The sequence below is a fragment of the Brevibacterium linens genome, from assembly GCF_003999335.1.
Classification (GTDB): Bacteria; Actinomycetota; Actinomycetes; order Actinomycetales; family Brevibacteriaceae; genus Brevibacterium; species Brevibacterium linens.
Window position 1 is genome coordinate 746,650 of sequence record NZ_CP026734.1, and the last position, 26,618, is coordinate 773,267.

The following is a 26,618-nucleotide window of genomic DNA, read 5'->3' on the forward strand; positions in this document are numbered from 1 at the left end:
CACTTTCTTCGGTCGTTTCTTCAGTCGAAATTCAGGTCTCAGTCGAAGGGCGGCAGGTCGGGTTCCTGCGGTCCGGAGCTGTCGATGGTCGCCAGAATGGACCGGCGGATGTCCTCGGCCTCACCGAGGTAGGACTCGGGGGTGAAGAACTCCTCGATTCCGTCTTCCTCCCCGATCGCAGAGGCCAGGGCGGCGACGGGGTCGGAGCCGGGGGCGATGATGGCCGCGCGGGCGTCCTTGTCCAGGCGATCGCCGAAGACGATGCCGAGCTTCTCCCCGAAGATCCCGGGGGACGCGGCATCGAGGTTGACGCGCATGGCATCGGCGTTGACCTGCAGGCCCGCGATCATCTCATCGAGAATGATGAGCGAGGAGATCGCCAGGGTCATGAGTTCGGACAGGGTCGGCCATTCGGCATGCCAGGCACCGTCGGAGCGTTCTTCGACGGCTTCGGCTGCGGCCGTGGTCAGAGTCGACAGGGAACCTGGGACGCGCATTCCGTTGCGGTGGAGCAGCACCGCCGAGGTGGGGTTCGACTTGTGTGGCATCGTCGAGGATCCGCCGGTGGAGGCCAGGGACAGCTCACCGATCTCGGGACGCACGCCGATGAGGACGTCGCGGGCGATGGACGCCCCGACGGTGACGCATTGGGCGAGGTGGGAGCCCCAGGAGAGAATGCGGACGCGATCGGTGTGCCAGGGAACGGGGATCTGGGTGAGTGCCGCATCGGGGCCGACCATCTGGACGTGGAATTCGCGCAGCAGGGATTCGGTGGAGTCGCCGGCGAACCAGCGGATCGCGGCACGGGTGCCGGCGGCCCCGCCGACCTGCACATAGTCGACGTAGGGCGCCTGCCCCTGGACTTCATTGACCTCGGCGGCCCAGGCTGCGGCCTTGAGTCCGAAGGTCGTCGGCAGCGCCGGCTGCGTGAGAGTGCGGGCCAGGCACAGGGTCTTCGCGTGAGCGTCGGAGAGTTCGACGAGGGAGGCGCCGATGACTTCGAGCCTGGCCTGCATCTGTCGAACGACGCGGGAGACGAGCAGACCGATCGCCGTATCGATGACGTCTTGGCTGGTCAGTCCCCGGTGCAGGCAGCGTGAGGCTTCAGAAGAGAGCCGGGAGCGGACGAGAGCGAGGAACGGGATGAGCGGGTTGCCTCCGGATTCGGCATCCTCGCCGAGGGTCTGCAATTGGGTGTGATCGTCCGTGAGCGTGCGGATCGTGGCATCGATGGCGGCGGCCACCTCGGCGCGGATCTCCGACGACACCAGCCCCACCCGTCCCTGCGCGACGATCCATGCGGTCTCGACTTGGCCGATCGCAGTGATGAACGCGGCGTCGTCGATGGCTTCGGATCCGCGCAGATCGCCGGGGGCGAAGAGGAACCGGGTGTGGGCGGTGTCGGTCATGTCGCGTCAGTCCTCGTGGCTGGGGAAACGGAGGAAGGGGGTTTCCTCCTCACCCTGCAACCGTATGTCGAAGCGCAGCGATCCGTCAGCCCCTCGAGTGGCGATGAGGCGGGAGCGCTCGTCGTCGTCGAGCGAGGACAGGAGCGGGTCGGCGGCCAGGGCCGCGGTGTCCTCGGGCAGATAGATGCGGGTGAACAGGCGGTTGAGCAGCCCGCGGGCGAAGATGACGACGCTGATGAAAGGTGCCTTCCCCGCCTCGGTGGGGCCGGGATCGACCGTGGAGAAGCTGAACTCGCCTTCGGGGTCGACGGCGGCGCGGCCGAAGCCGGTGAAGGTGAAGCCGTTGCGGCGAAGCGAGCCTGTCTCGCGGGGGACGACGCCGTGCTCATCGGGCTGCCAGATCTCGAGGATGGCATCGGGGACCGGGTCACCGGCCCCGTCATAGACGGTTCCTGTCAGCTGCACGGCGCGAGCCGAACCGGGCGGAACGAGCTCATTGTCGTGATCGAACGGCAGCGCATAGCCGTAGAACGGACCGACGGTCTGGCCCGGGGTCGGAGTCAGATCAGGGGTCGTGGGAGTGTCAGTCATCGTCCTCTTCTTCCATCCAGGTCCGGTTGGCGCCGGTGAGCACGATGTCCCAGTTAAAGCCCATGAGGAATTCGTGCTCGGTGATGTTGTGGTCATAGGTCGCCACGAGGCGGTCGCGCGCCTTTTGATCGGTGATCGACTGGTAGATCGGGTCGAGAGCGAAGAGCGGATCCCCGGGGAAGTACATCTGGGTGATCATCCGCTGTGTGAACTCGGATCCGAAGAGCGAGAAGTGGATATGGGCCGGTCGCCAGGCATTGTGGTGGTTCTTCCACGGGTAGGGGCCCGGTTTGATCGTCGTGAACGAATAGGAGCCGTCGTCGCCGGTCAGGGTGCGTCCGACGCCGGTGAAGTTCGGGTCGATCGGAGCCGGGTGCTGGTCGCGCTTGTGGATATAGCGGCCGGCCGAGTTCGCCTGCCAGATCTCGACGAGCTGATTGCGTACAGGGCGGCCTTCGCCGTCGAGGACCCGACCGGTGACGCGGATGCGCTCGCCGATGGGTTCGCCGTCGGCCTGGATGGTGAGATCCGATTCGAGCGTGCCGATGTCCCGGTGCCCGAAAGCGGGGGAGAAGAGCTCGATGGTCTCCGGGTCGGTGTGGCGGGGGTCCTTCGTCGGATGACGCAGGATCGACGACCGGTAGGGCCGGTAGTCCAGGCGCGGCTGAGTCTCGGGCTTCCTGCCGCCCGCAACGTCCTGCTTGTACTGCGCTTCGATGCCGTCGATCTCGGCGGACAGCGTCGCCTGAGATTCGGCGGCGTCGTCGGGACCTTTCACGGTCTGATCTTCGGCGTCCGAGTTCTGCTGTGCACTCATCGTCGAACCTTTCTGCTTGCGTTGAGATCGTGGTGGGGTCGTGGCGGCTCAGCCGTGAAGCCAGCCGGTATAGCACTCGGCCAGGTAGCGGCGACCGTGGTCTGATTCGAGGATGGACCGGAGCTCGCCGAGGCTGCGCTTCGTTTCGAAGACATCCTGAGTCGGGTCGGTGTGGAGCATCCGTGTCATCTGGTACGAGAAATTCTGGGCTTTCCACACGCGTTTGGTCGCGGTCTGCGAATAGCCGGCCAGCGCCTCGGCGTCGGAATCCTTGAGCGCCGAAATGAGGGCCGGTGCGAGCACGGCGACGTCGGCGAAGGCGAGGTTGAGGCCCTTCGCTCCGGTCGGTGGTACGGTGTGGGCGCTGTCGCCGGCGAGGAACATCGAACCGTGCTGCATCGGTTCGGTCACGGCCGAGCGGAAGGGGAGCACGGTCTTGTCGAAGATCGGCCCGGTCTTGAGTTCGAAGCCGTCGGGGCCGTCGACGCGGGCCTGGAGTTCGGTCCAGATCCGGTCGTCGGACCATTCGGCGACGTCGGTGTCGGGGGAGGCCTGGAAGTACATTCGCTGGACGTTGTCGGAGCGCTGGGAGATGAGGGCGAAGCCGCGTTCGGAGCGGGAGTAGATGAGGACTTCGTGGCTGGGCGGGGCTTCGCAGAGGATGCCGAACCAGGCGAACGGGTACTCGTGGAAGTAGCGCTGCCGGGTGCCGTCGGGGATCATCGAGCGGCATGGTCCGCGGGAGCCGTCGGCGCCGACGACGTAGCGGGCGTCGATGCGCAGTTCGTCGCCGCCCTCAGTGGTGGCGGTGACCCATGGACGTTCGGTTTCGACATCGCCGAGGCGGGTGTCCGTGACCGAATAATAGGTGGGGCGGCCGGTCCGTTTGCGGGCGGCGGAGAGGTCGACGAAGATCTCGTTCTGGGGGTAGAGCCAGACGGATTCGCCGACGAGTTCGGGGAAGTCGAAGTGGTTCGAGGCGCCGTTGACTCGGATGTCGATGCCGTCGTGGCGGTGCCCGTCTGTGTGGACGCGGGATTCGACGCCTGCGGCCTCGAGCCTGCGCACCGATCCTGCTTCGAGGATGCCGGCGCGGTGGGTGTGGGCGATGTCGTCGCGGCTGCGATTGTCGATGACGACGGACTCGATGCCTGCATTGTGCAGCAGGTGCGCGAGCATGAGTCCCGCTGGTCCGGCTCCGACGATCGCGACGTCTGTCTGAAGTTGTGCCACTGTGGCCTCCTTGCCTGTCTCTTCTCAACAGTGTGCTCCCAGTCACGGACGTGAGGCGACGACGTTCTCAATGAATGAGAGACCGGAGGGTATGGCGAAGGCACCGACGGGAACCGCCGGTGCCTTCGTTTTCGCAAGGCCGGTCAGTCTGACCGAGCCGCCTCGGCCTCAGCTCACGGAGCCGGGTTGATCACCCGTCCCCAGGTGGACTTGTTGCCCCAGATGTTCTGGCGCAGGCCCTCGAGCTGGAGGATCTGCGAGTGGTCGACGAACAGGTTGCATTCGTTGCCGTAGTTCTTGACGTACCACTCGAAGACGGGTCCGTCGGCGGCCTCGAACATGACGCTCTCCAGGCCGAGACCGTTGATGATGGAGGCGGCGGCCGCCGTATTCCACTCATCGACGTTCTCCGTGATGCCCTCGGACTCGATCATGATGATCGAAGCTCCGGCGTCGAGCGCCCGCTGTCCGCGATCGACGAGGTCGCCGATGTCCTTCGCGGACTCGGCGGCGAGTTCGGCCTCACCGGAGTCTCCGCCCGAACCGATCTGGATGCCCAGTTCGGGCTTGGCCTTGAGCCCGGCCCTGACGACCTTCTCGACGAGGCGCTCCAGACCGGAGGTCGGGAGCATGATGAAGCCGGTCGAGATCTCGATGACGTCGAATCCGACCTCCTTGGCCTCCTTGAGATACTGATCGACCGCCTCGTCCCCATAGCGCAGGACCGTCTCGATCCAGCCGCCGGAGGACACATAGGCCCCGTTCTCGTGTGCGATGTCGCTGAACGCCCTGACCTGCTCGGGCGGGACGAGCGAGAAGGATCCTCCCGCCCACTTGATGCCGTCGACCCACTGGCCGGCGACGTCGAAGACATCCTGGAGGTGACGGGTGCCGTAGGTCGAGTAGTACGGTGCGCGGATCTCGGTCATGCCGACGGTGCGTGGCTTGGCCGGGCGGTATGCGCGGGGAACGAAGTTCATGGACACATCGAAATCAATTGCGTTCGACATGGTCTTTCCTTTCTTCGAATGTCGGCGCAGGTGCCGACGGGGTGCCGGCTTTCCGCCGGCGGCTGCCGGATCCTCCGGCGGGGTGACGCAGCCTCAGCTGCGAGTCTGGGGGATGCGTGCGAGGACCTCCGTGAGCTCACGGATCCGGTGGTTCTCGAGATCATGGACGAGTTCGGCGATCTCGTCACGCTGCTCCGCCTCGGCGAAGGGGGAGACCAGAGCGTCGAACTTCCGGCGCGCTCCCTCCCAGTCGAGCGGGTTCGTCGTGAACCCCTCGTAGTCCTCGGTGCTCGCGTGCAGCTGCGTGCCGTCGTCGAGGGTGACGACGAGGTCGGCGCACATGTGATCAGGGAAGCGGTCACTGAACTCGTCGGAGGGCGTGATCGTCACCTTGTGCATGAGATCCTGCACATCCTCGGCGGTGATCCGGTCGGGGTCGTACTGCTCCGGATTGAGCTCGCCGTCGAGGAGGACGACCGCGACCATCCACGGCAGCGAGTGATCGGCCTCCTCCTTGGTGCGGATGGTGCGTTTGTCGCCCTCCTCGCCGCCGCCGATGATCGAATAGGCGACATCGAAGGTGGTCAGCTCGACACCCGAGATGGCCTCGGCGCGGAATCCCTCCTGCCGGCGGATAGCCTGTGCGGCGTCGAGGGCCGACTGCGAGTGGATCTCGGCATTGTGCTTCTTGATGATCGTGTCGGTGACCTTCTCGAGGTCCTCGGCCGACCAATCGATCTCGAAATCGCCCGCCAGGGCCTTGAAGCCCTTGTTGCCTTCGAAGACCTCGGCCGGGCCGGTGATGCCGCGGGCGGCCAGCAGGGCATCGAAGACCCCCTCCTTCGACACGTGCGGATAGGCCAGTCCCTTCCAATGGCTGAGGTCTCCCGTCCGCGTCACCCGCAGGGCGACGTTGGCGGTGCCGGCCATGGCCGCGGCGTTGGCGATCTGCTCGGCATTCAGTCCGAGGGCCTTGGCTGCGGCGGCTCCGGCGGCGAAGGCGCCCTGCGTCGTGTGGTCGAAGCCGAGGTCGCGGACCGGGGCGACGTCCGAGAGCCGAGCGTGGATCTGATAGGCGACGGCGAAAGCCGTGAGGAAGTCCGCTCCGGAGGCGTCGGCGTGTTCGGCCGCGGCGAGCACCGCACCCATGTTGTCCGAGGGGTGGTTCGTCTCGCCCTTCGCGAGATAGGCATCCATGAAGTCGAGGTACCTGCTCAGTGCGGAGTTGAAGAAGGCCGCATGATCGGGGCTGGCGTGACCGCCGCCGATGAGGGTGGCCCCGTGCCCGGCGTCGAGGTCCTGGATCAGTGACCTGATCTCCTTGAGCGGCTGCGCGTCGAGGGCGCCGATGGCGACGCCGATCGTGTCGAGCACGCGGATCTTGAGCTGTTCGAGTGCCGTGTCGCTGAGCATCTCCAGCGAGGCTCTGTCGACGAACTGGGCGAGTGACTGCACTTCCGTGAGTGATTGCCTTGGCTGACTGTCTGTCATGATGACCTCTCCTCTGTAGGTTAGGTTAACCTAATCATCTCCCGAAAGTATCTTGACGTCAAGATACTTTGGGGGAGATGTGCGTCACATCGTGCGCCGTTGGCCCGCTGCATTGCGGCATATGACGGTGCGACGCTGACTCGACGATGATTGTTGAGCAAAATTGAGGGCTGTTGCTCGTCTTGCATATCTGTCATCCAGAGAAAGCAGTGCCGTGATCATTACTGGGCTTGTTGTCGGCCTGATCCTCGGGTTCGTCTTCCAGCGAGGTCGATTCTGCGTCACCGGGGCGTTTCGCGATCTCACCCTGACGGGGAACACCCGCTGGTTCTCCGCTCTCATCGTTCTTGTCGCGGTCCACTCGATCGGCCTATTTCTGCTCAACAGCTTCGGCGTCATCACTCTCGAGGCAGAACCCTTCCCGTGGCTGGCCTCGATCGTCGGCGGCCTTGTCTTCGGCTTCTCCATGGTCTTCGCGGGCACCTACTACCGGGCCGGAGAAGGGCTCGTGGGCAGCTGGTTCGCCCTCATCTTCTATGCGCTGTTCTCGGCCGTCATGAAACTCGGGCCGGGCGCCGAATTCACCGAGGGCATCCGTTCGATCACCCTGGACAACGGAAGTCTCCAGGCGAGCATGGGCCTGAGCCCCTGGGTCTTCGTCGTCGTCATCTCGGCCATCGCCGTCTGGCTGACCGTCCACCACGCGCGCAAGCTCAAGACCCCGATGGCCGCACTGCCTCCCCGGAAGACCGGGCTTGCCCACCTGCTCACGGAGAAGCGCTGGAACCCCTTCGCCACCGCAGTGGTCATCGGCATCATCGCCACGGTCGCCTGGCCGCTGTCGGCAGCCACGGGGCGCAACTCCGGGCTGGGCATCACGACGCCCTCGGCCCACCTCACCGGCTATCTCGCCACCGGTGACGCCGAGCTCATCGACTGGGGTGTCATGCTTGTCATCGGCATCCTCGTCGGCTCCCTCATCGCGGCCAGGGCCTCCGGCGAGTTCCGAGTCCGCGTCCCCGATCAGGCCACCATCATCAGGTCGATCATCGGCGGCATCGGCATGGGCGTGGGCGCGGCCATCGCCGGCGGCTGCACCGTCGGCAACTCCATGGTCTCGACCGCGCAGTTCGAATATCAGGGCTGGGTTGCGACTCTGTTCATGATCGTCGGCGCGGGAATCGCCGCCAAGGCAACCATCAAGCCCCGTAAGTCGTCGGCCCCGGCGCCGGCGGCGGAAAGCAGGACAGTATGAAACAGGTACTCGAAACGGACGGTCTCGTCTGCCCCTTCCCCCTCGTCGAGGCGAAGGAAGCCATGGACGGGCTGACGGGCGGCGACGAACTCGTCATCAACTTCGATTGCACCCAGGCCACCGAGGCGATCCCGCAGTGGGCCGCAGAAAACGGCTACCCGGTCACCCACTTCGACCGCGTCACCGATGCCAGCTGGACGATCACAGTCCAAAAGGCCTGACTCACGGAAGAACCCAGCCACATCGGCTGGCGCAGCTGAAAAGCTGCGCCAGCCGATGTGCATTGTCAGTGCCGATGTCTAGACTCGAGGCATGAAGATCACGGTTCTCGAAGGCGATATCACCGAGGTGGCCGTCGACGCGATCGTCAACGCCGCGAATTCGTCTCTGCTCGGTGGCGGCGGAGTCGACGGAGCCATCCACCGCGCGGCTGGTCCCGCGCTGCTCGAAGCCTGCCGCGAGGTCAGGCAGACCACCCATGTGCGCGGTCTGCCGCCGGGTCAGGCCGTGGCCACCTCGGCGGGGGATCTGCCTGCCCGCTGGGTCATCCACACGGTCGGACCGAATCGGAACGCGGGTGAGGCGGACCCGGAGATCCTCGAGTCCTGTTTCGAGTCGAGCCTCAACCTCGCCGAGGAGGTCGGAGCCTCCTCGATCGCGTTCCCCGCCATCGGCGGCGGAGTCTACGGCTGGTCGCCCAGAGACGTCGCCGAGGCGGCGCACAGCGTCATCGTCGACGGACGGTCCCGCGGGCGCTGGGAATCGATCGACGAGCTGCAGTTCGTCCTCTTCAGCGATCAGATGACCAGCGTGTTCTGCCAGGTCTTCGACCACGATCAGTGGTGATGGCATGCAGGTCAACAGAGTCATCCCGGACATCGCAGTCGACGATCTCGACGCCGCTCGGGAGTTCTATGCGGGCTTCCTCGGGCTGAGCAGCGAGGAGTTCAACCTCGGCTGGGTCGCACGCTTCACCTCCCCGGATACCGGCGCCAGCGTGCAGGTGCTCACCGAGGATGAGACCGGGCAGACGAATCCTGTGGCTTCGGTGCTCGTCGAGGACGTCGATGCCGCCTTCGCCGAAGCACAGGAGCAGGGCATCGAGATCGTCCACCCGCTCACTGACGAGGAATGGGGAGTGCGACGGTTCTTCGTCCGCGCACCCGATGGCAACGTGTTCAATATCGTCGCGCACTCTCGCTGATCAGGAACGCCGGATCCGGTGCACGATCGTCAGCGTCAGCGCGGTGACGGCGCATCCGGCGGCGATGAGCAGCGGGACCCCGGAGACGATCGCCTCGATGACATATTCGGGTCCGGTCTGGAGGATCGGGCCGACGACCTTGACGAAGAGGAAGCCGAGGACGCCGAGGAAGAGGAACAGCGCCGCACTCTTGCCGAGGACCACCTGCAGGGGCTGCGGAGACTGATAGATCTGGGTTGTGCTCATGGTCGATCACCTGGTGTTTTCGTCCACGGTCCAAACCTTTTGGGCTGTGCCTGCAACGCTACTCCTGCAGTCAGAGTGTGCACTGGGTGATCGGAGGACGTTCGATGGGAGTCGGTTCCGATCAGCGAGGAGCGCCTCCGCCTGGCCGGACCAGCCCCGTCTCATAGGCGAGCACGATGAGCGCCGCTCGGTCCCGAGCGTCGAGGCGAGTGAGCAGTCGGCTGACATAGGTGCGAGCCGTGGCGGGGCTGAGGAAGAGTTCGGCGGCGATCTCGTCATTGGTCAGTCCGCGCCCGATTCCGCTGAGGACCTCGACTTCCCGTTCGGTCAGCTCATCGAGCCCATGGCCGTCCGGATCGGAGGAGTGTCCCTCGGCGACGGCCCGCATGACCGCAGCGGTGACCGATGGCGACAGCAGGGCGTCACCGGCGGCGACCGTGCGGATCGCGCCGCGCAGATCGTCGGGGGAGACGTCCTTGAGTAGGTACCCGGCGGCGCCGGCGCGAATGGCGGCAAAGACGTTCTCGTCCTCGTCGAAGGTGGTGAGCATGAGCACCCTGACCCCGTTCAGCGCACCATCGGCGACGATGGCCTGCGTCGCCTTGATCCCGTCCATGACGGGCATGCGGATGTCCATGAGCACGACATCGGGGCGCAGCTCCCGCACATGGGACAGGCCTGATCTCCCGTCCGCCGCCTCGGCGACGACCGAAATGTCTCCGTCGCGTTCAGCCAGGGGCCGCAGACCCGCTCGGACCAGTTCCTGATCGTCGACGATGACGACGCGGATCGCCTCGGTCATCTGTTCTCCTCCACGTCGATCGGCAGGTGCGCTGTCACAGTGAACCCTTCGTCGCTCGGTCCGGCACCGAGGCGGCCCCCGAGCAGTCCCGCCCGTTCCCTCATCCCGCGGATGCCGGCACCGGCGGCCGTGTCCGCGAATCCGCCGTGCCCGTCATCGGCGATGCGAACGACGAGTTCGTCGCCGCGTACCTGCGCCGAGACACGGGCCGCGCTCGCCCCCGAATGGCGGAGCACGTTCGTCACCGACTCCTGGACGATCCGGAAGGCCGCCGCGTCGACTGCTCGCGGCAGCCTTCCGGGGCCGACGTCGGTCTCGACCGTGACCTCGAGGCCGGCGGCTCGGGCCGCCTCGACGACGGAGGAGATCGAAGCCAAGCCCAGCGCCGAGGCGGGTCCCGCGTCGGTCTCACCCACGGACTCCTCACGGAGCACCTTGACCGTGCGACGCAGTTCCCGCAGTGCCTCCGAGGTGGCCCCGCGCACCCGTTCGAGTGCGGCCGCACGGTCGTCCGGGTCCACGGCCTCGGCCGCCACGGAGGTATGCAGGGAGGCCACGGACAAAGTGTGGCCGATCGTATCGTGGAGGTCGCGGGCGATTCGCACCCGTTCGGAGTGCATCCGCGCCTCGGCGGCCCGGGACTCCTCGGCCGTGGTGAGGGCGGCAATGCGCGCCGACTGCATGCGGGTCTCCCGGACCAGGCGAACCACGGAACCCAGGGCGATCGCCGCGGCTGCCAGGGCGAGTTCGGTGACGAAGCCATACCCGGTCAGTTGGGCACGCGGGTCGAGGTCATCGAACCGGTAGAACGTCGACACAGCGATGAGCACGGCGGCACCGAGCACCGCCCACGAGGTGCGTCGCACCTCGGCAGTGGAGTAGAGGGCACCGACAGCGGGTAGGACCATGCCGATCGGCGGCAGTTTCAGAGCGTAGTAGGCGAAGATCCCGAACACGGTCACGGCTAGAACGAGCAGCGGCAGATGGCGACGCAGGAGCAGCAGGGCTCCGAAGCCGATGGCCCAGGCGACGCCGGGCAGCGGGGAGGACTCGGCATCGGCGGCGATGACGAGCGAGATCACCAGGGTCACCGCAACCGCCACGGACGCATCGGTCAGCCACGGTTCGAGGCGCTCGCGCTCCTCACCCGTCTCACCCGCAGCTGCCGAACCCATAGTCCAAGACTACGGAGCATTCGCGCTGACCGCAGTCGTTCGGCGTTGATCGGGCGGTCGCCTGCAGGCGATTCGAGCCTTGACTGGGGGCGGAAGGAACTGACGCCTCAGCGTCGATGTGGGAAATCCGGCCGACCGGAAGAGTTGAGGGCATGAAGTCGACAACACATTCGAACCGTCACCTGTCCTGGCCGCTCATCGTCGGTCTGTCCTCGCTGGCACTGCTGTGGCCGCTGACCGGACTGTGGCCTATCCTCGGTGACGGTGCCGTCCGTGCGCTCATCCTGCTCGGTCTCACCGGAGCGGTGTGGATCGGGACAGTCGGCTTCGCCCGCGTTGCCCGGCCCGTGCTCACCCTGACGATCTGCGGTGCCGCATACGGGTTCCTCAACCTCGCCCTCGGAGGCCTGCTCGCCAGTACCGGAATGACGGGCGCAGGCCCCTCCATGCTCATGGCCTTCATCCCCAGCGTGGCGATGGGCGCCGGCGTCGGCGCGCTTGCCGGGCTGGCTGCGGCCGGCATCCAGGCGATGCTTGGGAAGCGGGAGCAGCGATGAGACGGCGCAAACCCGCGGCGGTCGCAGCCGGTACGGCGGTCACACTGGTCGTTGCGGTCGGGTTGGCTGGCTGCGGAGTGTCGACCACCTCGGTGACGGAGGCCGAGTTCACCAACAAACTGGCCGTCCCGCCGTTGGCGGAATCGACGGTCGAGGACGGGGTGCGCACCTTCGACCTGACCGCTCAGAAAGGGTCGACGGAGTTTCCCGGTCAGGACGGGCCGACGGAGACCTGGGGGTTCAACGGGGAGTTCCTCGGGCCCACCTTGCGGGCCGAACGCGGGGAGAAGGTCGCCGTCGACGTCGCGAACGAACTCGACGAACCGACGAGCGTGCACTGGCACGGGATGCATCTGCCGGCGACGATGGACGGAGGACCGCACCAGATGATCGACCCTGGTCAGACGTGGAAACCGCACTGGACGATCGACCAGCAGGCCGCGACCCTCTGGTACCACCCGCATCCACATGGGAAGACCGAAGACCACGTGTACAAAGGGCTGGCCGGGATGGTCATCCTCGACGATGACGCGACCCGGTCTGCCGAGCTGCCACACGAGTACGGGGTCGATGACCTGCCGCTCATCGTCCAGGACAAGTCCTTCGACAACGGGCAGCTCGAGCTTTCGCACGACGGGGCCGAGCCGGGGATGCTCGGCGACACCGTCATGGTCAACGGCACGATCGGCGGGGTGCAGGAGGTGATGTCGGAGAAGGTGCGGCTGCGTCTGCTCAACGGATCGACGGCGAGGACGTACGCCTTCGAATTCCCCGATCGGTCGATGGATCTCATCGCCGGTGACGGCGGACTCCTCGACGAACCAGCCGAGGTCGACCAACTCCGGTTGGCGCCGGGGGAGCGCGCCGAGGTGGTCGTCGACTTCACCGCGGGTGAGACGGTGCGGATGCGCTCGGCCGAGGTCGACCTCGGCGGAGTGGCGGTGCCGGCGACGATGGGCGGACACGATTCCTTCGACGTTCTCGAGTTCCGCGCGGCCGAGACCCTGACACCGGCACCCGAGCCAGCGTGGTCGCCGTCGTCGCACGCCGAGGAGGACGCCCCTGTTGAGGCTGAGGCAGCCAAGACCCGTAAGTTCGAACTCGAGGAACGTGAGATCAACGGTAAGCGGATGGACATGAACCGCATCGACGAGGTGGCCTACGTCGGCGACACCGAAGTGTGGGAGGTGCGCAGCACGCAGCCGATTCCGCACAGTTTCCATATCCACGATGTGCAGTTCGAGGTGCTCTCGGTCGACGGGGAGACGCCGCCGGTGGAGATGAGCGGAAGGAAGGACACGATCTACCTCGAACCGAACCGCGACTACCGACTGCTCATGCGATTCGAGGACTACGCCGACCCGACGATGCCGTACATGTATCACTGCCACATGCTGCTGCACGAGGACGAGGGCATGATGGGCCAGTTCGTCGTCATCGAGCGAGGTCAGGAGGCAGAAGTCGGGGTGCCGGCTGGTCACGAAGAGGCCGGGCACGAGCACTGAGGCGGTGACAGTGCTCGTGCGTCATCGACAGAGCGATCACACCGCGGTGTAGCCGCCGTCAATGAGGTAATAGGCGCCGGTGACGAACGAGGCATCGTCGGAGAGCAGGAACGATACGACCTTTGCAACTTCATCGGCGGTGCCCAAGCGGCCGAGGGGATGCTTGGCCTTCAGCCCTTCGATGACCTCGGCATCCAGGCTCGACTCGAGCAGCGGGGTCGTGATGTAGCCGGGACCAACGGCGTTGATGCGCAGACCCTCGGCGCCGTATTCGGCGGCGGCATTCTTCGTGATGCCGACGACGCCGTGCTTGGCAGCCGTGTAGGCGCCGTTGTTGATCGCGGCGACGGTTCCGTGGATCGAGGCCATATTGACGATGGCGGAGTCCTTCGCGCCGGCCTTGAGCATGGCCGGGATCTGGAAACGCATGCCGTAGAGCACGCCGTTGAGGTTGACGTCGATGACCTGATCCCAGGAATCGAGGTCCGTCTCGCCGGCGGGAGCCTGCTTGCCGCCGATGCCCGCGTTGTTCACGGCGAAGTTGAGTCCGCCGTAGGTGTCGACGGCGAACTTGACGACCTTCTCCGAGTCCTCCTTCGAGGACGTGTCCTGCTGGATCGCCGAGGCGGTGCCTCCGGCCTCGGTGATCTCGCGGGCGACACGCTCGGCTGCCCCGAGCCCCGATCCGCCGCCGGTGACGAGCGCGACCTTGTCCGTGAAATCTGCCATGGTGATGACCTTCTTTCTCGAAAATCTTCGGGACCCCGCTGATGTGGCCCTCACCAGGCGCAACGCTGGTCTCGGTGCTGAAATTCCGTCTGATCGGTCACTTGCTGGGACGGATGGTCGACGACTCGGAAAGCTTCACCCATTCGCGTCGGCGTGGTTCTATAAACTCTATAAACTTTATAAACTCTATAAAGGTCTATAAACGCAATAGAGATTTAGAAACCGAAATAACTACGCCGATCACCGCAGCTCGAGGGGGAGCGATGGGAAAAGTGGCATGGGGATTCACCGCCTCGATCGACGGGTTCATCGCCGGGCCGGATCACGATATGTCGTGGCTATCGGCGTCCGAACCCAACGCCGAAGGCACCACCGAAGACATGGCCTCCAAGGTCGCCGTCATCATCTCCGGTCGCCGCGGCTACGACGCGGCCAAGGCGCAGGCCGATGAACGCGACGAGATGACATCCGAGGCCTACGGCGGTGCGTGGTCGGGAACAGAGTTCATCCTCACTCATCGCCCCGGGGAATTGGCGGGAGACACCTCGGTGACCGCGATGAACTGCACCATCGCCGAGGCGATCGACCGTGCTCGCACCATCGCCGGTGACCGCGACATCCAGATCATCAGCGCCGATATCGCTCGGCAGGCGCTCGAGGTCGACCTCATCGACGAACTCCAGGTCTACGTCGCCCCGGTCTTCCTCGGCGACGGAACCCGGATCTTCGACGTGCCCGGCGGACGCCGGGTCGACTGGGTGCTCGAGGCGATCGACAAGGCGAATCCGCGCAGCTTCGGGCGGACCTACCGGCCCAAGAGGGCTAGCCCTCCTGCCGGCTGAGGTCCCAGAGGATGCGCAGCGCCTCCTCGTCGAACTCCTCCCCGGAATCGATGTCGGCGGTACCCTCGCGGACCTCGGAATGGAGCTGCTCCATCCTCCGGTCGAGCTGATCGGACGCATCGGCCGCCTCGGTGAGTTCGTCGATGAGGCGATCGGGGACGTCGCCGTCGAACTTGTAATGGATCTTGTGCTCGAGGCTCGCCCAGAAGTCCATCGCGATCGTGCGGATCTGCACCTCGCAGATGACCGGAACCGGCCCGCCGCTGAGGAACACGGGCACCTCGAGGATCGCGTGCAGGCTGCGGTAGCCGTTGGGCTTCGGGTGGGCGATGTAGTCCTTGATCTCCACGACCCGGATGTCGTCCTGGGCGGTGAGCAGCTCGAGCACATGATAGGTGTCGGCGATGAAGCTGCAGGTGATGCGGATGCCGGCGATGTCCGTGATCCTCTCGCGGATGACGTCGGTGTCGAGTGGCAGGCCCCGACGGTGCACCTTCTCCAGCAGGCTGCGCGGAGACTTCACCCGTGACGAGATGTGCTCGATCGGGTTGTAGCTGCGCGCATAGATCGATTCCTCGCGGAGGATCGACAGTTTCGTGAGGACCTCATTGACGACGAAGCGGTGGTGCATGAGCATCCTCGAGAATTCCAGCCGCAGGGTGCGTATGCTCTCGATCTGCTGCGGTGTCAGTGCCGTCTCTGCTGGCGTCATCTCTCTCCCGATGTCCGAATGTCGGGCCAGTCTATCGAGGAGGCTCACGTTTGCCGGTCAGCGATTTCCCTGTCGCATCGCGCCACTCAGAGGGAATCTCAAACTGGGTTGGGTGCCGTTCTAGCAATCCGTCATAACGGCGTCTCCATTGCACACCGAACTTGTCGAAGAAGATGAGGTCGACGCGAGGGTGCGGGTTCTTAGGGTGCCTGGTCACCCAGCCGTCGAGATTGGCTTTCGTCGCCCAGGCAGGATCGATGATGTGCCCGCGATCCGCAGAGGGGGGAACCATATTCTTCCTTGCCGCGTAGTAGAGTTCCGGATTCCCTTGAGTGCCCAGGCAACTTGCTATGCGCACATCGTAGATCGGGGCGAACGAGCGATTCTGGACGACTACTTTGAGATCGTTCCCGTCCAACTCAGTCCAGGCTGCGACTGATTCGGCATGCTCACGTTCTCTGTCGATCCGCGCCCATTCAAGTTGTTTGCTCGCCGCTTCAGCCTGCTGCCTGGCGTGCGCAGTCTGCTTCTCCGCCTCAAGTGCCTGCTTCTTCATCTGGACGAATGAGATACCGGCAAAGATTCCTGCCGCTGTAGCGGCGAGCATGGCGACGAAAGTAGCGACGGCGATGACCGTGTCTGGGTTCCAACCCCATTCCATGGTGAGCGACTCCCTTGTCGACGAAAGCAGTTCTTATCCAGTGGGCTCGACGGTATGGGGCTGTGCACGATCCCGGACCTCGTCTAGCCGTGCTCCGATGGTGATCAGGTCGCCGTTGGGGAAGAGTTCGAAGACGTCGCCGGAGTAGATATCGGTATACGGCTCCTCGAACAGACGGCCGCGTTCGACGACACCGTTGCGGGAGAGCTCGTCGATGATCTGGCGGACGAACTCGATCTGGATCGAAGAGAAACGAGACTCGTCGAGGTATTCGCTGAACAGTTCGAGAGCCGCCTGCCGATCGAGTCCGACGAGGGAACGGAGGAACAGCCCCAATCCGTGTGCTTTCTCGGCGGCCTTCTCGATCGTCTCTTCGTCTCCGATTCCTCCGGCAATGAGGATCTCTTTGAGATCGTCGAGATCGGTATCGGTGAGTTGGTGGTTGCGGACGAGCTTGCGCACAGCCAGGTGATCAAGGTGAGCGTTGAGGTGCGCTCGCGCCTTCTCCGTGAATCGTTCGAGGTCGACGCCGGTGGTCTGGTAGGCAAGAGCGGTCGGTTCGGACTCTCTCAGCTCATCGACGAAGTTCGAATAGATCGGGTTCTGCCGTCGGCCCTTCGCGAATTTCGCGAGCCCGCGCAGCCTGACACGAGCGTTCTCCAACATGCCGAGGGTGACGTCTTGCCACCATTCGTCGCCGGCGACCTCTGTGAGCAGTTCTGCCTCGGCAGCGACCATCGGGATCGACTGCTTGGTCAGCAGCACCTCGGCGATCATCTGTACCGTCTTGCTCGCCTGGGTGTCGAACTTGCCTTCGAGCGCTGCCATCTGTGAGTGCAAGATGAGCAGGTCGAAGCGTTTGGCTTCTTCCGAAGCGTCGATATCAGAAGAGGGGAGACCGCCGAGGTGGCCGGCCGCCTCGGCGATGTCTGCATCGTCCGCGTCCGCCCAGGCCGAAGGCGTGGAGAAATCGTCGACCCATCGGCGATGCGGGCGGACCGCGAAGTTGTCCCGTGGGATTCCTGCGGAGAAACGGGCGAGCTCTTCAGCCACTGCGGTGCGAACATCATCATGCCCGCGAGCTGAGCTCAGCAGCTGTGCACGAGCGTCGACGAGGCGGTGGCTGAGCGGACGGGCTTGTCTGGCTTCCGGGGCGTCGAAATGTTCGCTGAAGTATTCGAAGTTTCCGCAGAAGTCGAAGACGAAGAACTCGGTTTTGTCGTGACCGGGACCGAACACGTCAGGTGCCAGGCGGGTTCCGCGGCCGATCATCTGCCAGAACTTGCTCTTCGAACGTACCTTTTTGAACAGGACGAGGTTGAGCACTTCGGGGATGTCGACACCGGTGTCGAGCATGTCCACGGAGATCGCAATCTGCGGCATAGCCGCGGGATCCTTGAACGATTCGATCAGGTGCTGTGCGCTGTCGGTCTGGTGGGTGATGACGCGGGCAAATCGCCCAGCATAGGCGGGGTAATGGTGGTCGAATCGCTTCTGGATGAACTCCGCGTGACGCTGGTTCTGCGCGAAGATGATCGTCTTGCCGAGCTTGTCACCGCTTTCGACTTTGAGCCCATCGGACATCAGCCGCTCGAGAACGAGGTCGACGGTGTTTTCATTGAACAGATACGAGTTCAAAGCGGAGGCATGGATATCGTCAGGGATCTCGCCCGCTTCCCACTCGAGAGAGTCCCATTCCTCCCGTTCCTCATCATCAAGATCGTCGTAGCGGATGCCTTCGTCGAGGAACCGGGTCCCGAGGTTGAATTCCTTCGGGGGAGTGAGATATCCGTCGGCGATAGCTTCGTCGAGTGTGTAGGCGGCGGTAGGGACGCCGTTTTCGATGTGGAAGAGTTCGAAGGTATTGCGGTCGATCTCATCCTTCGGTGTGGCGGTGAGCCCAAGCAGTAGGCTGTCGAACCAGTCGAAGATCGCGTGATATTTCCGGTACACCGAGCGGTGGGCCTCGTCGATGATGACGAGGTCGAAGTAGCCGGGGCCGAACACGGTGTCATCACCTTGATCGATCAGCCCCATCATCGTCGGATAGGTCGAGGTGAAGACCCGCCCCGAGGCGGCCTCCCGTTCGGCTGCGTCGAGCAGATTGACGGTGGTGACGTGTGGCAGGTGAGCCTTGAACGCGTCGGTCGCCTGCTTCACGAGGGTTCGTCGGTCGGCGAGGAAGAGGACACGTTTGACCCAGTTGGCTTTCATCAGCTGATCGACGAGAGCAACGGCTGTACGCGTTTTGCCCGAGCCGGTGGCCATGACGAGAAGGGCCTCGCGTTGTTTCGCGCCGAAGGCTTCGTCGACAGCGGCGATGACGCTCTTCTGGTAGCTGCGGCCGGCAATGTCGGGGTTGATCGGTCGGCCGGTGAGAGCCAGTCTGGTGGTTCGGCGTTGGATGAGCAGTTCGAGCTCGTCCCGAGTGTAGAAGCCGCCGACGACCCGCGGCGGGTAGTTGCCGAAGTCGTCCCACAAGTGGTGTTCGTCGCCGTTGGAGTAGAAGATCACTGGGCGTTGGGTAAAAAGCTCTTCGAGTCCGTCGGCGTACATCTCGGCTTGGCGTCGTCCAGCCTCGACACTCGCCGAGGTGCGCTTTGCCTCGATCACGGCCAGGGGTTTGCCGTTGGTGCCCCACAGGACATAGTCGGCGAAACCGGCACCGGACGATGTGGGAAGTCCGGTGATGCGGTACTCCCGGACGTTGGGCTCGTCGAGATCCCATCCGGCGGCTGTGAGGTCGGCGTCGATGAGGTCTGCCCGGGTGCGGTCTTCTCTCCAGTCCTGGGTGTCCAGGGAGCTGTCTTTGGCCGCCTGTGCCTCGGCGATTTGGCGTTGGAGCTCGGCGATCTCGGCGTCCTTTTCGGACGTGACGCGTTTGAGGTCGCTCTTCGCCTGTGCCAGCTCAGCGTCTTGGGTGCGGAACTTTTCGACGAGGGTGGTCAGTTCCTTCGGGCTCAGCGGTGCCGAACGCCGGGCGAGTTCGGGATCGAACTGCGTCCCCGCGGGGACGTTATCGGGGATGCGCGAGTAGTTGAATGCTGCCCAGATGACGATGAGATAGAGCTCGTTGAGAGCTTTGATGGAGGCATTGGCATCGACAGGGGTGTCTTTGTGAACTGCGGTGTTGCCGAGGTTGCGAATGAGGTTGAGTTTCTGTTGAATGACATGGCCCGCCACAGATTTGAATTCCGAGTCATTGATGCGGGCGCTGAGGTCATCCCGATAGGGTGTGGAAATGTCGAGCACGGCGTAGAGGTGCGTGACAAGCTGTTCGATGCTGCGGCGAGCATAAATGCAGGCAGTGCGTGGATCGGAGAAGACGTACGATTCGGCGCGGGCACAATCAGAGAACACCGAGGGCCACTCGGTCCTGATGAACCCGAAGTTCGACATCTCTCCTCCTGCGCGTCACTGCCGTGAGAGCCTACCTGTGCTCACAACCTATACTGCCAGGTGAAACCGCATTTGGTCGTGTCGGACGACGAATTCGTGCGCAGCGATCTTCCGTTGAAAGTTTGAAGAACTTCATCTGATTCAATATCAGTCGTCGCTGATGATGATTGAATGACGCTATGGGTACAACGGTGCACGGACTTCATCCTTGGGACGAACTGACGCGAGTCTCGAAACTCCAGGGGCCAAGGTATGCGGCGTTCGCCTTCATCGGTGCAGATGCGCCCGACCTGCTTGCTTTAGAAGAGGACGATGTCCTCGTATGCAATGCAAGTGAAGGCGCGATTAGGAATGGTGTGACGAATCCACATGCCTTGAAGGAGTTCTCGGATCGGGGAGTGCAGCTGTACAGCTGCGGCTCTCTCCATGCCAAGATTCTGGCAGTGAGAAACTCGGCCGTGCTCGGCTCAGCCAATGCCTCGCGCAGTTCAAGTTTGTCGTTGGAGGCTGTAGTGGTCTCGAACGAGCGGAAGTTCATCAGTGACGCTCGTCGCCTGGTCAAAGAAGCGATTGAGGCTGGGACCGAGATCGATGACGAATATCTGACGACAGCAGCCACCTGGACCCCGGACGACCACCACCGTCCGCCTGAGATTGTCGGAGTCACTACTCCACCGGCACGTGAGGACGTATTCATCCCTGAATCAGGCGGCCGCTATTGGTTGGCGGTTGAGTGGCACGAGGAATACTCCGATGAGGAAGATGCCGTGGCCAAATCGATGCGTCGCTCCAAAGATGCTCGCGAGCTCAAAACGAGGTTCACGCTCGACACCTATCTAGTGTCCTGCGCCGGTAGTTCGTTGCATTAGTCGTGAGAGAGATTCCAGTATCTCTTCCGCGGTTTTCGTCCACACGAATGGTTGCGGGTCCTCGTTCCACGCCTTAACCCACTCGCGAAGGTCTTTCTCCAGGGCTTGCACGCTTCGGTGGTCACTGCGCTGGAGGAGTTCGCGGGTGACTTCAGCGAAGAGCCTCTCGACCTGGTTGATCCACGACGAATACGTGGGCGTGAAATGAATATGGAACCGCTCATGCTTGCCCAGCCAGTTCCGCACCAACGGGTGTTTGTGCGTGCCGTAGTTGTCACACACGACGTGGATGTCGAGGTGGTCTGGAACGTGTTTGTCGATCTTGGTTAAGAACTTTTTGAACTCGATCGCGCGGTGCTTGCGGTGTGTCGAGGCGATCACGGTTCCATCGGCGACATTCAGCGCTGCGAAGAGACTCGTCGTGCCGTGGCGGGCGTAATCGTGGGTACGTTTCTCCGGCATGCCCGGCATCATCGGAAACGCCGGCTGGGACCGAGACAGCGCTTGGACCTGGGACTTCTCATCGACGCTGAGCACGACAGCGGACTCGGGTGGATTGAGGTAAAGGCCGACGATGTCGTAGACCTTTTCCACGAAGAGAGGGTCGTTGGAGAGTTTGAACCCATCGGCGCGGTGGGGTTTGAGTTCGAAGGCCTTCCAGATCCGTCCGATCGTCGATTTCGATAGTCCGCTGCGTTCGGCCATCTGCGCCCGTGACCAGTGGGTGGCGTTTTTCGGTGTCTGTTCCAGGGTTGAGGTGATGACGTCCTCGACCTGCTCGGCCGTGATCGTGGCGGGTCTACCTGGGCGTGGTTCGTCGACGAGACCATCGAGTCGGTCGGCAATGAATCGGTTCCGCCATTTGGCCACAGTCGCGGGCGTGCAGCCGAGGCTGGTGGCGACTTCCTTGTTTGATCGTTCCTGCCCGCAGCCGAGGATGATTCGTGAGCGCAGAGCAAGGGCTTGTGAGGACTTGCGCCGACGGGACCAGCGAGTCAACGTCTGGTGTTCTTCATCGGTGAGGATCAGTTCAGCTTTCGGACGACCGGTGCGAGGCATACTCCATTCTACAACTTCTTACACGAATTTACGGCGCAGGACACTAGTTGGGTCGGATGCGCGGGCAGAACCTGGCGACGTGTTTGTCCTCGTGCACATGGATGTTGAAGGACAGCTCGTCCAGGTTTGGGAACCGGCGAAAGTGGTCGGCTCCCGTCAGATCCCTGGGAAGAGCCTGAGCACTATGTATCTGCTTCGATACAACCAAGAACATGAAGAGAACGCAGTCTCAGACATTGACTTCGCCTTGGGTGAGATCCAGGCGCTGATCGGGAAAGATCTTCGAAAGTGGGACCACGACAAGGCAGTCGAACTCAGTGATGGTCAGGGCACAGAACTCATCGCTGCGTTGTGGGGTGAGCGCATCTGACCTTGTCCCTAACGGTGAACATGCTGGGTGCTATTCGAAGTAGTCCTCATCGAGTTTGACGACGTTGATCGTCTGTTGGGTCTGTACGCCGACTCCGAACCGAATCATCAGGTCTGCAAGGCGCGGGCCATCGATGAGGATGACTCTTGTGCTGACTGACTCCGCATAGGTCTTCGCGCCGGAGCTGAACTTCGCGGTCGTGATGAACAGGCCACGATCGGCTTGGACGCCGTGAAGTGCGCCGACGAAGGCCTGAATATCGGGACGAGACACAGTGGAATCGAGGCTGTAGCGCTTGGCTTGAATGTAGACCCGATTGAGACCGAGGGCGTCTTGATCGACGACTCCGTCGATTCCGCCGTCATTCGTCAGCTGGGTTCGAGCCGCGACTCCATCGGCACCCGCATAGCCCATGGCGACGACGAGGTCGACGACGGTTTGTTCGAAGAAGCTGGGTTCGTTTTGGTGTAGCCGGATCAGCAGCTCGTCAGCAACCGCTGTATGGATGCGTTCGAGGCCTGCCTGAATCTGCTCGTTCGGGTCGAGCTCGGTGTTGGTCTCACCAAGCGTGTCTTCTGTAGGAGTCGTGTCCGAGGCTCTAACTGATGGGGTGTACGGAACGAGACCCGAATGATGGCCCTCAGCAGAATCGATGAAGTTTTCGGCTTCTTTTTCGGTGAAGCCGTTCGGAAACGCTCTGAGGAGTGCTCTACCGCCATCGGTGATGACGTATGAACCTCGTGTTGGTCGAGATAAGGCGTTTGTCCTCGCGAGGAATGACATTCCCCATCCGATTCGGTTCATGTATTTCGGTTGCCCAGATCCAAGCAGCTCTGACATCTGTTCTGCTGACAGGTCCGCGTCCTTGGCTACTAGAGGATGTGTCTCGCGTCGAGTTCGGACTTCTCCGTCCGAGAAGACTCGGAGAACTGACACCATGAACTGGTCCCATGTCGGCATTGAATTCGTCATAGTTCACCTCGGAATGCTCGGGACTGGAGTGACCGGAATAGCTCATTATCTCGGTCTAGAAGTTTCGAGTATCTGTGTGTCGCGGAGAGGACTTTACGTTGGAACTGTTCGAACTGAAGCTGACGCTGAAGGCTGGGCAGGGCGATTGTCAGTCCTCTAAGCCTGCCGCCAGAGATGTTGGACATGCTCTTGGAAGTGCCGACGGCTAGTGCGCGAACTCGGTTTCGCATCGTTGAGCTCATCAAAAGAGCTTGTAAAAAGATTGAGCTTACCAGGTCTTCGAACACTTCTAGACGGAAAACGAGATCAGGGAACGCAAGACGAGGTGGGGGAGAGGTGGCGATAGTAGCAGTCCCTACGAGTTCAGGAGTGTTCTTTCGCGTGAAGAGCAGATCCCCTGGACGAACCTCATACTTCGCAATTTCTGAAATAGCACCAGGGAAGGATTTGTTTTCGGTCGGTTCAAATTTGCCGGATGTGATCGCGCTCAATTTCAGTACGCCCCATTCATCCGTTCCGGCAGGGCGATCGCGACACTTAGGACTGTTCCCTGTAGTGATCGAGCGAAGCAAATCTCCGAGTGCGTAGGAGGTGGTCGACCTTGAATCTCCAAGAAACTGATTCTCAAGCATTGAATTTGACAGAGATTCGAGGTTCGTAATGGTTTGGCGGCGTTTTTGGCGGATGGCGTCGGCTTTGTCGAGGATTGCAGCGATGCGGCGTTGTTCGTCGAGGGGTGGGAGTGGGATCGGAAGCTCCGACAGCGTCTTCTTGTTCAAAGTTCGGCCCATAGCTGCACGGTTGGCACCTTCCTCTAGGCTGAGGCTCTCCAAGTATCTGAGGAGGTAACGGGCGTCAAGAGTGGAGGGGTATTTGATCGGTAACGCTGCAATTGCTTCATTCGTGTACAGCGGTATTCCTGCAATTGAGACTTTTCCGATTGACAGTTTGAAACTGATTAGAACCGTTCCAGGCTGGACGAGTTTTCCTGCATGCGCGCCCTCTTCGGTGATGCCTTCCTTGGTTCTTGTTATGAGTAGGCCTTGATTGAGGTCCGAAATCGATGCCCAAGGATTCGACCCGCCCCAGTATCGAGGGTCCGAACGAGGAGGTGTCCTACCGATTTGAACATTGCAGATCTCACCCAGCGGAACCGTGCTCATGACAGCATCGCCTTGAGGTCGGCAAGGTCCTGGGCGATCTCGGCGTCGAGTTTTTCGATGTCGGCGATGATGTCGAGCGGCGCGCGATGCTCGGCCTCTTCGTACTCGACTTCCTTATAGCGGTTGATCGAAAGATCATAGCCCTGCTCGGCGATCTCTGTCTTGGGTACGGTGAATGACTTCTCAGTCCGCGACCGGTCCTTTTCCGCACCCGACCGCCCAGCCCAGCGTTCGAGCACCTCCGGCAGGTCGTTGGCTTCAATCGGATTCCGCTTGTCATCCAAGCTGAACCCGTCAGCCTGAACCTCGTAGAACCAGACATCCTCGGTGCCACCTGAATTCGTCTTCGTGAAGAACAGAATTGCAGTTGATACACCCGCATAAGGCTTGAAGACGCCGCTGGGGAGCTTAACGACACCATCGAGTTTCTGATCCTCAACGAGCATCCGCCGCAGCTCTTTATGCGCCTTCGACGAACCGAACAGCACGCCATCGGGCACGATGACCGCTGCGCGGCCACCAGGTTTGAGTAGTTTGAGGAAGAGCGCGATGAAGAGCAGCTCGGTCTTTTTCGTCTTGACGACCTTCTGTAGGTCCTTGGCGGTCGCTTCGTAGTCCAGCGACCCGGCAAAAGGCGGGTTCGCGAGAATCAGCGTGTACTTCTCTTCTTCTGAGCTGACGCTTTCCGATAGCGAATCACGGTACCGAATGTCAGGATGCTCGACTCCGTGGAGGAGCATGTTCATGCTTCCGATGCGGAGCATCGTCGAATCGAAGTCATAACCGTGGAACATGCTGTTGTGGAAGAACTGACGCTGTTCTTTGTTCGTAAAAACTTCAGGATGTGCTTCCCGCAGATGCTCGGACGCAGCGACGAGGAAACCGGCGGTACCGCAAGCAGGGTCGCAGATCTCATCATCGGGCCGAGGTGACGTCATCTTGACCATGAGTTCGATGATGTGCCGCGGTGTGCGAAACTGCCCGTTCGTTCCCGAGCTGGCCAGCTGAGAGAGCAGGTACTCATATAGATCGCCGTTGGTGTCGCGCTTGTCCATCGGAATGTCGCTGAGCAGATCGACGACGTTGGAGAGCAGGTGCGGGCTGGGAATCGTGAATCGAGCATTCTTCATGTGCTCGCCATATGTTGACTCCTCGCCACCGAGCTCGCGCAGGAAAGGAAAGACTCCATCGGCGACGACCTCGAACATCACTTCGGGATCGAGGTTCTTCAGCTTGTGCCAGCGGAAATCCTGCTGGCTGGGCCCAAACGTCTTGTTCTCCAGCGGTTTCCCAGTGAATTCGGCCTTGCTTTCAGCCTGGGTCTCGAGCTCATCGAGGCGGCGTAGGAACAGCAAGTAGGTGATCTGTTCGATCACCTCAAGCGGGTTCGAAATCCCTCCGGTCCAGAACGTATCCCAGACCTTGTCTACCTTGCTCTTCACGTCTCCTGTAATCACAGCCCTGAGCATATCCAAGGAGATGGCCATGGAAGGAATCTGGTCGGCAAGGCATCCATGTCAGTGCGGCAACCTAGTGTGTCGACCATGAACACACCAACCAGTGACATGATGTCCGCATTCCAGCACAAACTGTTCGCCAACTCCGTTGCTAACGCTCTTGAAAAACAGCGTCCTGATCTCAGTGAGCAGATCGTTCAGGTCGACGAACCGACCGTCGGCGTCCAGCTCAAGCTGCCACGCGACCGCAGCGTCATGATCGGGTGGGCGAGACACAACAACGTCGCTCAGTGGGTGATCGCCACCCCGGAGCCGGCATTGATCAGCCTGAAAAGCGGAGAGACCGTTGACGACATCGCCACAAGAATGATCGAGGTTCATACTGCTTTCGCGGACTGACGTCTGTTCTGCGTCAGTGCCGACGCGTACCGTTGGACCATGTGCAGAAACATCAGGACCCTCCATAATTTCGAGCCCGCCGCCACCTCCGACGAAGTCCACGCCGCCGCCCTGCAGTACGTGCGCAAGATCGCCGGGACGACGAAGCCCTCGCAGGCCAATGCCGAGGCCTTCGACGCCGCGGTCGAGGAGATCGCGCACACCACTCAGCACCTCCTCGATGCGCTCGTGACGAATGCGCCGCCGAAGAACCGTGAAATCGAGGCCGAGAAGCGACGAGCGAGATTCGCAGGTCGCGCATGACGATCGCCGGACTCGTCGTCGCCGGCCTCGCCGCCGCCCTGCACGTCTTCATCTTCTACCTGGAGTCCATCGCCTGGACGAGTCCACGTGCCCGCGCCACATTCGGCACCACCGAGGCCGAGGCCGTGGCGACGAAGTCCCTGGCTTTCAACCAGGGCTTCTACAACCTCTTCTTGGCACTCGCTGTGTTCATCGGCCTCATCGTCTTCGGTGCAGGCTCTGCTGCGGTCGGTCTCACCCTCGTCTTCGTCGGGGCAGGATCGATGCTCGCCGCAGCACTGGTGCTCGCACTCTCAAGCCGTGAGCTGCTCGCCTCCGCGCTCAAGCAGGGCACACTGCCGTTGCTCGGTGTGCTCTGCCTGACTGTCGGAGTGCTGGTCTGAGCTGC

General features: G+C 62.5%; 29 protein-coding genes. 12 read left to right on the top strand and 17 right to left on the bottom strand.

Annotation, left to right across the window (positions count from 1 at the left end; translation table 11 throughout):
• Positions 1 to 38: 38 nt before the first annotated feature.
• From CXR29_RS03085 to CXR29_RS03110, 6 genes are all read right to left on the bottom strand, one after another.
• Positions 39 to 1,409 (bottom strand): lyase family protein, encoded by a 1,371-nt coding sequence (locus CXR29_RS03085; RefSeq protein ID WP_127363861.1) that lies wholly within the window; start codon positions 1,407 to 1,409, stop codon positions 39 to 41.
• Between the two features lie 6 nt (positions 1,410 to 1,415).
• Positions 1,416 to 2,000, bottom strand: a complete 585-nt coding sequence (pcaG, locus tag CXR29_RS03090; RefSeq protein WP_127363862.1) for a protocatechuate 3,4-dioxygenase subunit alpha — start codon at positions 1,998 to 2,000, stop codon at positions 1,416 to 1,418.
• Positions 1,993 to 2,817, bottom strand: a complete 825-nt coding sequence (gene pcaH, locus CXR29_RS03095) for a protocatechuate 3,4-dioxygenase subunit beta (protein WP_101554269.1) — start codon at positions 2,815 to 2,817, stop codon at positions 1,993 to 1,995. The genes pcaG and pcaH overlap by 8 nt, the downstream gene beginning before the upstream one ends.
• A 48-nt stretch (positions 2,818 to 2,865) precedes the next feature.
• Positions 2,866 to 4,050, bottom strand: coding sequence for a 4-hydroxybenzoate 3-monooxygenase (locus CXR29_RS03100; protein WP_127363863.1), 1,185 nt, complete (start codon positions 4,048 to 4,050; stop codon positions 2,866 to 2,868).
• 173 nt (positions 4,051 to 4,223) lie between these two features.
• Positions 4,224 to 5,060 carry a phosphosulfolactate synthase gene (locus tag CXR29_RS03105; protein ID WP_101554267.1) on the bottom strand — a complete coding sequence of 279 codons (837 nt, stop codon included), beginning with the start codon at positions 5,058 to 5,060 and terminating at the stop codon, positions 4,224 to 4,226.
• A 93-nt stretch (positions 5,061 to 5,153) separates the two neighbouring features.
• The gene (locus tag CXR29_RS03110; protein ID WP_101596479.1) at positions 5,154 to 6,551 is read right to left on the bottom strand and encodes an MmgE/PrpD family protein; all 1,398 of its coding nucleotides are present in this window, start codon (positions 6,549 to 6,551) and stop codon (positions 5,154 to 5,156) included.
• Positions 6,552 to 6,765: 214 nt separating this feature from the next.
• Here CXR29_RS03110 and CXR29_RS03115 point away from each other — a divergent pair, with 214 nt between their 5' ends.
• The 4 genes from CXR29_RS03115 (at position 6,766) to CXR29_RS03130 (ending at position 9,010) form a co-directional block, all read left to right on the top strand.
• Positions 6,766 to 7,806: a YeeE/YedE family protein gene (locus CXR29_RS03115; protein WP_127363864.1), complete on the top strand. Its 1,041-nt coding sequence runs from the start codon at positions 6,766 to 6,768 to the stop codon at positions 7,804 to 7,806.
• A complete protein-coding gene (locus tag CXR29_RS03120) occupies positions 7,803 to 8,027 on the top strand; it encodes a sulfurtransferase TusA family protein (protein ID WP_127363865.1) in 225 nt (74 codons plus the stop codon). Before CXR29_RS03115 ends, CXR29_RS03120 begins: the two co-directional genes overlap by 4 nt.
• A gap of 91 nt (positions 8,028 to 8,118) precedes the next feature.
• Positions 8,119 to 8,652: an O-acetyl-ADP-ribose deacetylase gene (locus CXR29_RS03125; protein ID WP_127363866.1), complete on the top strand. Its 534-nt coding sequence runs from the start codon at positions 8,119 to 8,121 to the stop codon at positions 8,650 to 8,652.
• A 4-nt stretch (positions 8,653 to 8,656) separates the two neighbouring features.
• Entirely contained in the window at positions 8,657 to 9,010 is a 354-nt protein-coding gene (locus CXR29_RS03130; RefSeq protein WP_127363867.1) for a VOC family protein, read from the top strand.
• Here the strand turns inward: CXR29_RS03130 and CXR29_RS03135 are convergent, their stop codons facing one another.
• From CXR29_RS03135 to CXR29_RS03145, 3 genes are all read right to left on the bottom strand, one after another.
• Positions 9,011 to 9,256 carry a hypothetical protein gene (locus tag CXR29_RS03135; protein WP_127363868.1) on the bottom strand — a complete coding sequence of 82 codons (246 nt, stop codon included), beginning with the start codon at positions 9,254 to 9,256 and terminating at the stop codon, positions 9,011 to 9,013.
• 121 nt (positions 9,257 to 9,377) lie between these two features.
• Positions 9,378 to 10,058 carry a response regulator gene (locus CXR29_RS03140; protein ID WP_127363869.1) on the bottom strand — a complete coding sequence of 227 codons (681 nt, stop codon included), beginning with the start codon at positions 10,056 to 10,058 and terminating at the stop codon, positions 9,378 to 9,380.
• On the bottom strand, positions 10,055 to 11,233 hold the full coding sequence (locus CXR29_RS03145; RefSeq protein ID WP_127363870.1) for a sensor histidine kinase: 1,179 nt from the start codon (positions 11,231 to 11,233) through the stop codon (positions 10,055 to 10,057). Before CXR29_RS03145 ends, CXR29_RS03140 begins: the two co-directional genes overlap by 4 nt.
• A 152-nt stretch (positions 11,234 to 11,385) precedes the next feature.
• Between CXR29_RS03145 and CXR29_RS03150 the strand changes: the two genes are divergently transcribed.
• Positions 11,386 to 11,790 carry a hypothetical protein gene (locus CXR29_RS03150; RefSeq protein WP_127363871.1) on the top strand — a complete coding sequence of 135 codons (405 nt, stop codon included), beginning with the start codon at positions 11,386 to 11,388 and terminating at the stop codon, positions 11,788 to 11,790.
• The gene (locus CXR29_RS03155) at positions 11,787 to 13,295 is read left to right on the top strand and encodes a multicopper oxidase family protein (protein WP_127363872.1); all 1,509 of its coding nucleotides are present in this window, start codon (positions 11,787 to 11,789) and stop codon (positions 13,293 to 13,295) included. Before CXR29_RS03150 ends, CXR29_RS03155 begins: the two co-directional genes overlap by 4 nt.
• Positions 13,296 to 13,331: 36 nt before the next feature.
• On the opposite strand, the gene CXR29_RS03160 is transcribed toward CXR29_RS03155, so the two are convergent.
• The gene (locus CXR29_RS03160) at positions 13,332 to 14,024 is read right to left on the bottom strand and encodes an SDR family NAD(P)-dependent oxidoreductase (RefSeq protein WP_127363873.1); all 693 of its coding nucleotides are present in this window, start codon (positions 14,022 to 14,024) and stop codon (positions 13,332 to 13,334) included.
• Positions 14,025 to 14,287: 263 nt separating this feature from the next.
• On the opposite strand from CXR29_RS03160, the gene CXR29_RS03165 reads away from it, so the two are divergent.
• Positions 14,288 to 14,866 carry a dihydrofolate reductase family protein gene (locus tag CXR29_RS03165; RefSeq protein WP_127363874.1) on the top strand — a complete coding sequence of 193 codons (579 nt, stop codon included), beginning with the start codon at positions 14,288 to 14,290 and terminating at the stop codon, positions 14,864 to 14,866.
• On the opposite strand, the gene CXR29_RS03170 is transcribed toward CXR29_RS03165, so the two are convergent.
• From CXR29_RS03170 to CXR29_RS03180, 3 genes are read right to left on the bottom strand one after another with little or no spacing between them, the layout of a single operon-like run.
• Positions 14,847 to 15,578, bottom strand: coding sequence for a GTP pyrophosphokinase (locus CXR29_RS03170; protein WP_127363875.1), 732 nt, complete (start codon positions 15,576 to 15,578; stop codon positions 14,847 to 14,849). The genes CXR29_RS03165 and CXR29_RS03170 overlap by 20 nt on opposite strands.
• 31 nt (positions 15,579 to 15,609) lie before the next feature.
• Positions 15,610 to 16,239, bottom strand: coding sequence for a hypothetical protein (locus CXR29_RS03175; protein ID WP_127363876.1), 630 nt, complete (start codon positions 16,237 to 16,239; stop codon positions 15,610 to 15,612).
• A 33-nt stretch (positions 16,240 to 16,272) separates the two neighbouring features.
• The gene (locus CXR29_RS03180; RefSeq protein WP_127363877.1) at positions 16,273 to 19,638 is read right to left on the bottom strand and encodes a DEAD/DEAH box helicase family protein; all 3,366 of its coding nucleotides are present in this window, start codon (positions 19,636 to 19,638) and stop codon (positions 16,273 to 16,275) included.
• Between the two features lie 179 nt (positions 19,639 to 19,817).
• Here CXR29_RS03180 and CXR29_RS03185 point away from each other — a divergent pair, with 179 nt between their 5' ends.
• Positions 19,818 to 20,507 carry a phospholipase D-like domain-containing protein gene (locus CXR29_RS03185; protein WP_127363878.1) on the top strand — a complete coding sequence of 230 codons (690 nt, stop codon included), beginning with the start codon at positions 19,818 to 19,820 and terminating at the stop codon, positions 20,505 to 20,507.
• Here the strand turns inward: CXR29_RS03185 and CXR29_RS03190 are convergent.
• A complete protein-coding gene (locus CXR29_RS03190; RefSeq protein WP_009881631.1) occupies positions 20,475 to 21,566 on the bottom strand; it encodes an IS630 family transposase in 1,092 nt (363 codons plus the stop codon). The genes CXR29_RS03185 and CXR29_RS03190 overlap by 33 nt on opposite strands.
• A gap of 97 nt (positions 21,567 to 21,663) precedes the next feature.
• Here CXR29_RS03190 and CXR29_RS03195 point away from each other — a divergent pair, with 97 nt between their 5' ends.
• Positions 21,664 to 21,936: a hypothetical protein gene (locus tag CXR29_RS03195; RefSeq protein ID WP_127363879.1), complete on the top strand. Its 273-nt coding sequence runs from the start codon at positions 21,664 to 21,666 to the stop codon at positions 21,934 to 21,936.
• Positions 21,937 to 21,966: 30 nt separating this feature from the next.
• Here CXR29_RS03195 and CXR29_RS03200 read toward each other — a convergent pair whose 3' ends face one another.
• From CXR29_RS03200 to CXR29_RS03210, 3 genes are read right to left on the bottom strand one after another with little or no spacing between them, the layout of a single operon-like run.
• On the bottom strand, positions 21,967 to 22,908 hold the full coding sequence (locus CXR29_RS03200) for a restriction endonuclease (RefSeq protein ID WP_127363880.1): 942 nt from the start codon (positions 22,906 to 22,908) through the stop codon (positions 21,967 to 21,969).
• The gene (locus tag CXR29_RS03205) at positions 22,905 to 24,071 is read right to left on the bottom strand and encodes a restriction endonuclease subunit S (RefSeq protein ID WP_101596487.1); all 1,167 of its coding nucleotides are present in this window, start codon (positions 24,069 to 24,071) and stop codon (positions 22,905 to 22,907) included. Before CXR29_RS03205 ends, CXR29_RS03200 begins: the two co-directional genes overlap by 4 nt.
• Positions 24,068 to 25,558: a type I restriction-modification system subunit M gene (locus CXR29_RS03210; RefSeq protein ID WP_338142535.1), complete on the bottom strand. Its 1,491-nt coding sequence runs from the start codon at positions 25,556 to 25,558 to the stop codon at positions 24,068 to 24,070. The genes CXR29_RS03205 and CXR29_RS03210 overlap by 4 nt, the downstream gene beginning before the upstream one ends.
• A 57-nt stretch (positions 25,559 to 25,615) precedes the next feature.
• Between CXR29_RS03210 and CXR29_RS03215 the strand changes: the two genes are divergently transcribed.
• The 3 genes from CXR29_RS03215 to CXR29_RS03225 are packed head-to-tail and all read left to right on the top strand — an operon-like array spanning position 25,616 to position 26,613.
• A complete protein-coding gene (locus tag CXR29_RS03215) occupies positions 25,616 to 25,927 on the top strand; it encodes a hypothetical protein (protein WP_127363881.1) in 312 nt (103 codons plus the stop codon).
• 39 nt (positions 25,928 to 25,966) lie between these two features.
• On the top strand, positions 25,967 to 26,230 hold the full coding sequence (locus tag CXR29_RS03220) for a DUF2277 domain-containing protein (RefSeq protein WP_127363882.1): 264 nt from the start codon (positions 25,967 to 25,969) through the stop codon (positions 26,228 to 26,230).
• Positions 26,227 to 26,613 (top strand): DUF1304 domain-containing protein, encoded by a 387-nt coding sequence (locus CXR29_RS03225; RefSeq protein WP_127363883.1) that lies wholly within the window; start codon positions 26,227 to 26,229, stop codon positions 26,611 to 26,613. Before CXR29_RS03220 ends, CXR29_RS03225 begins: the two co-directional genes overlap by 4 nt.
• Positions 26,614 to 26,618: the final 5 nt, after the last annotated feature.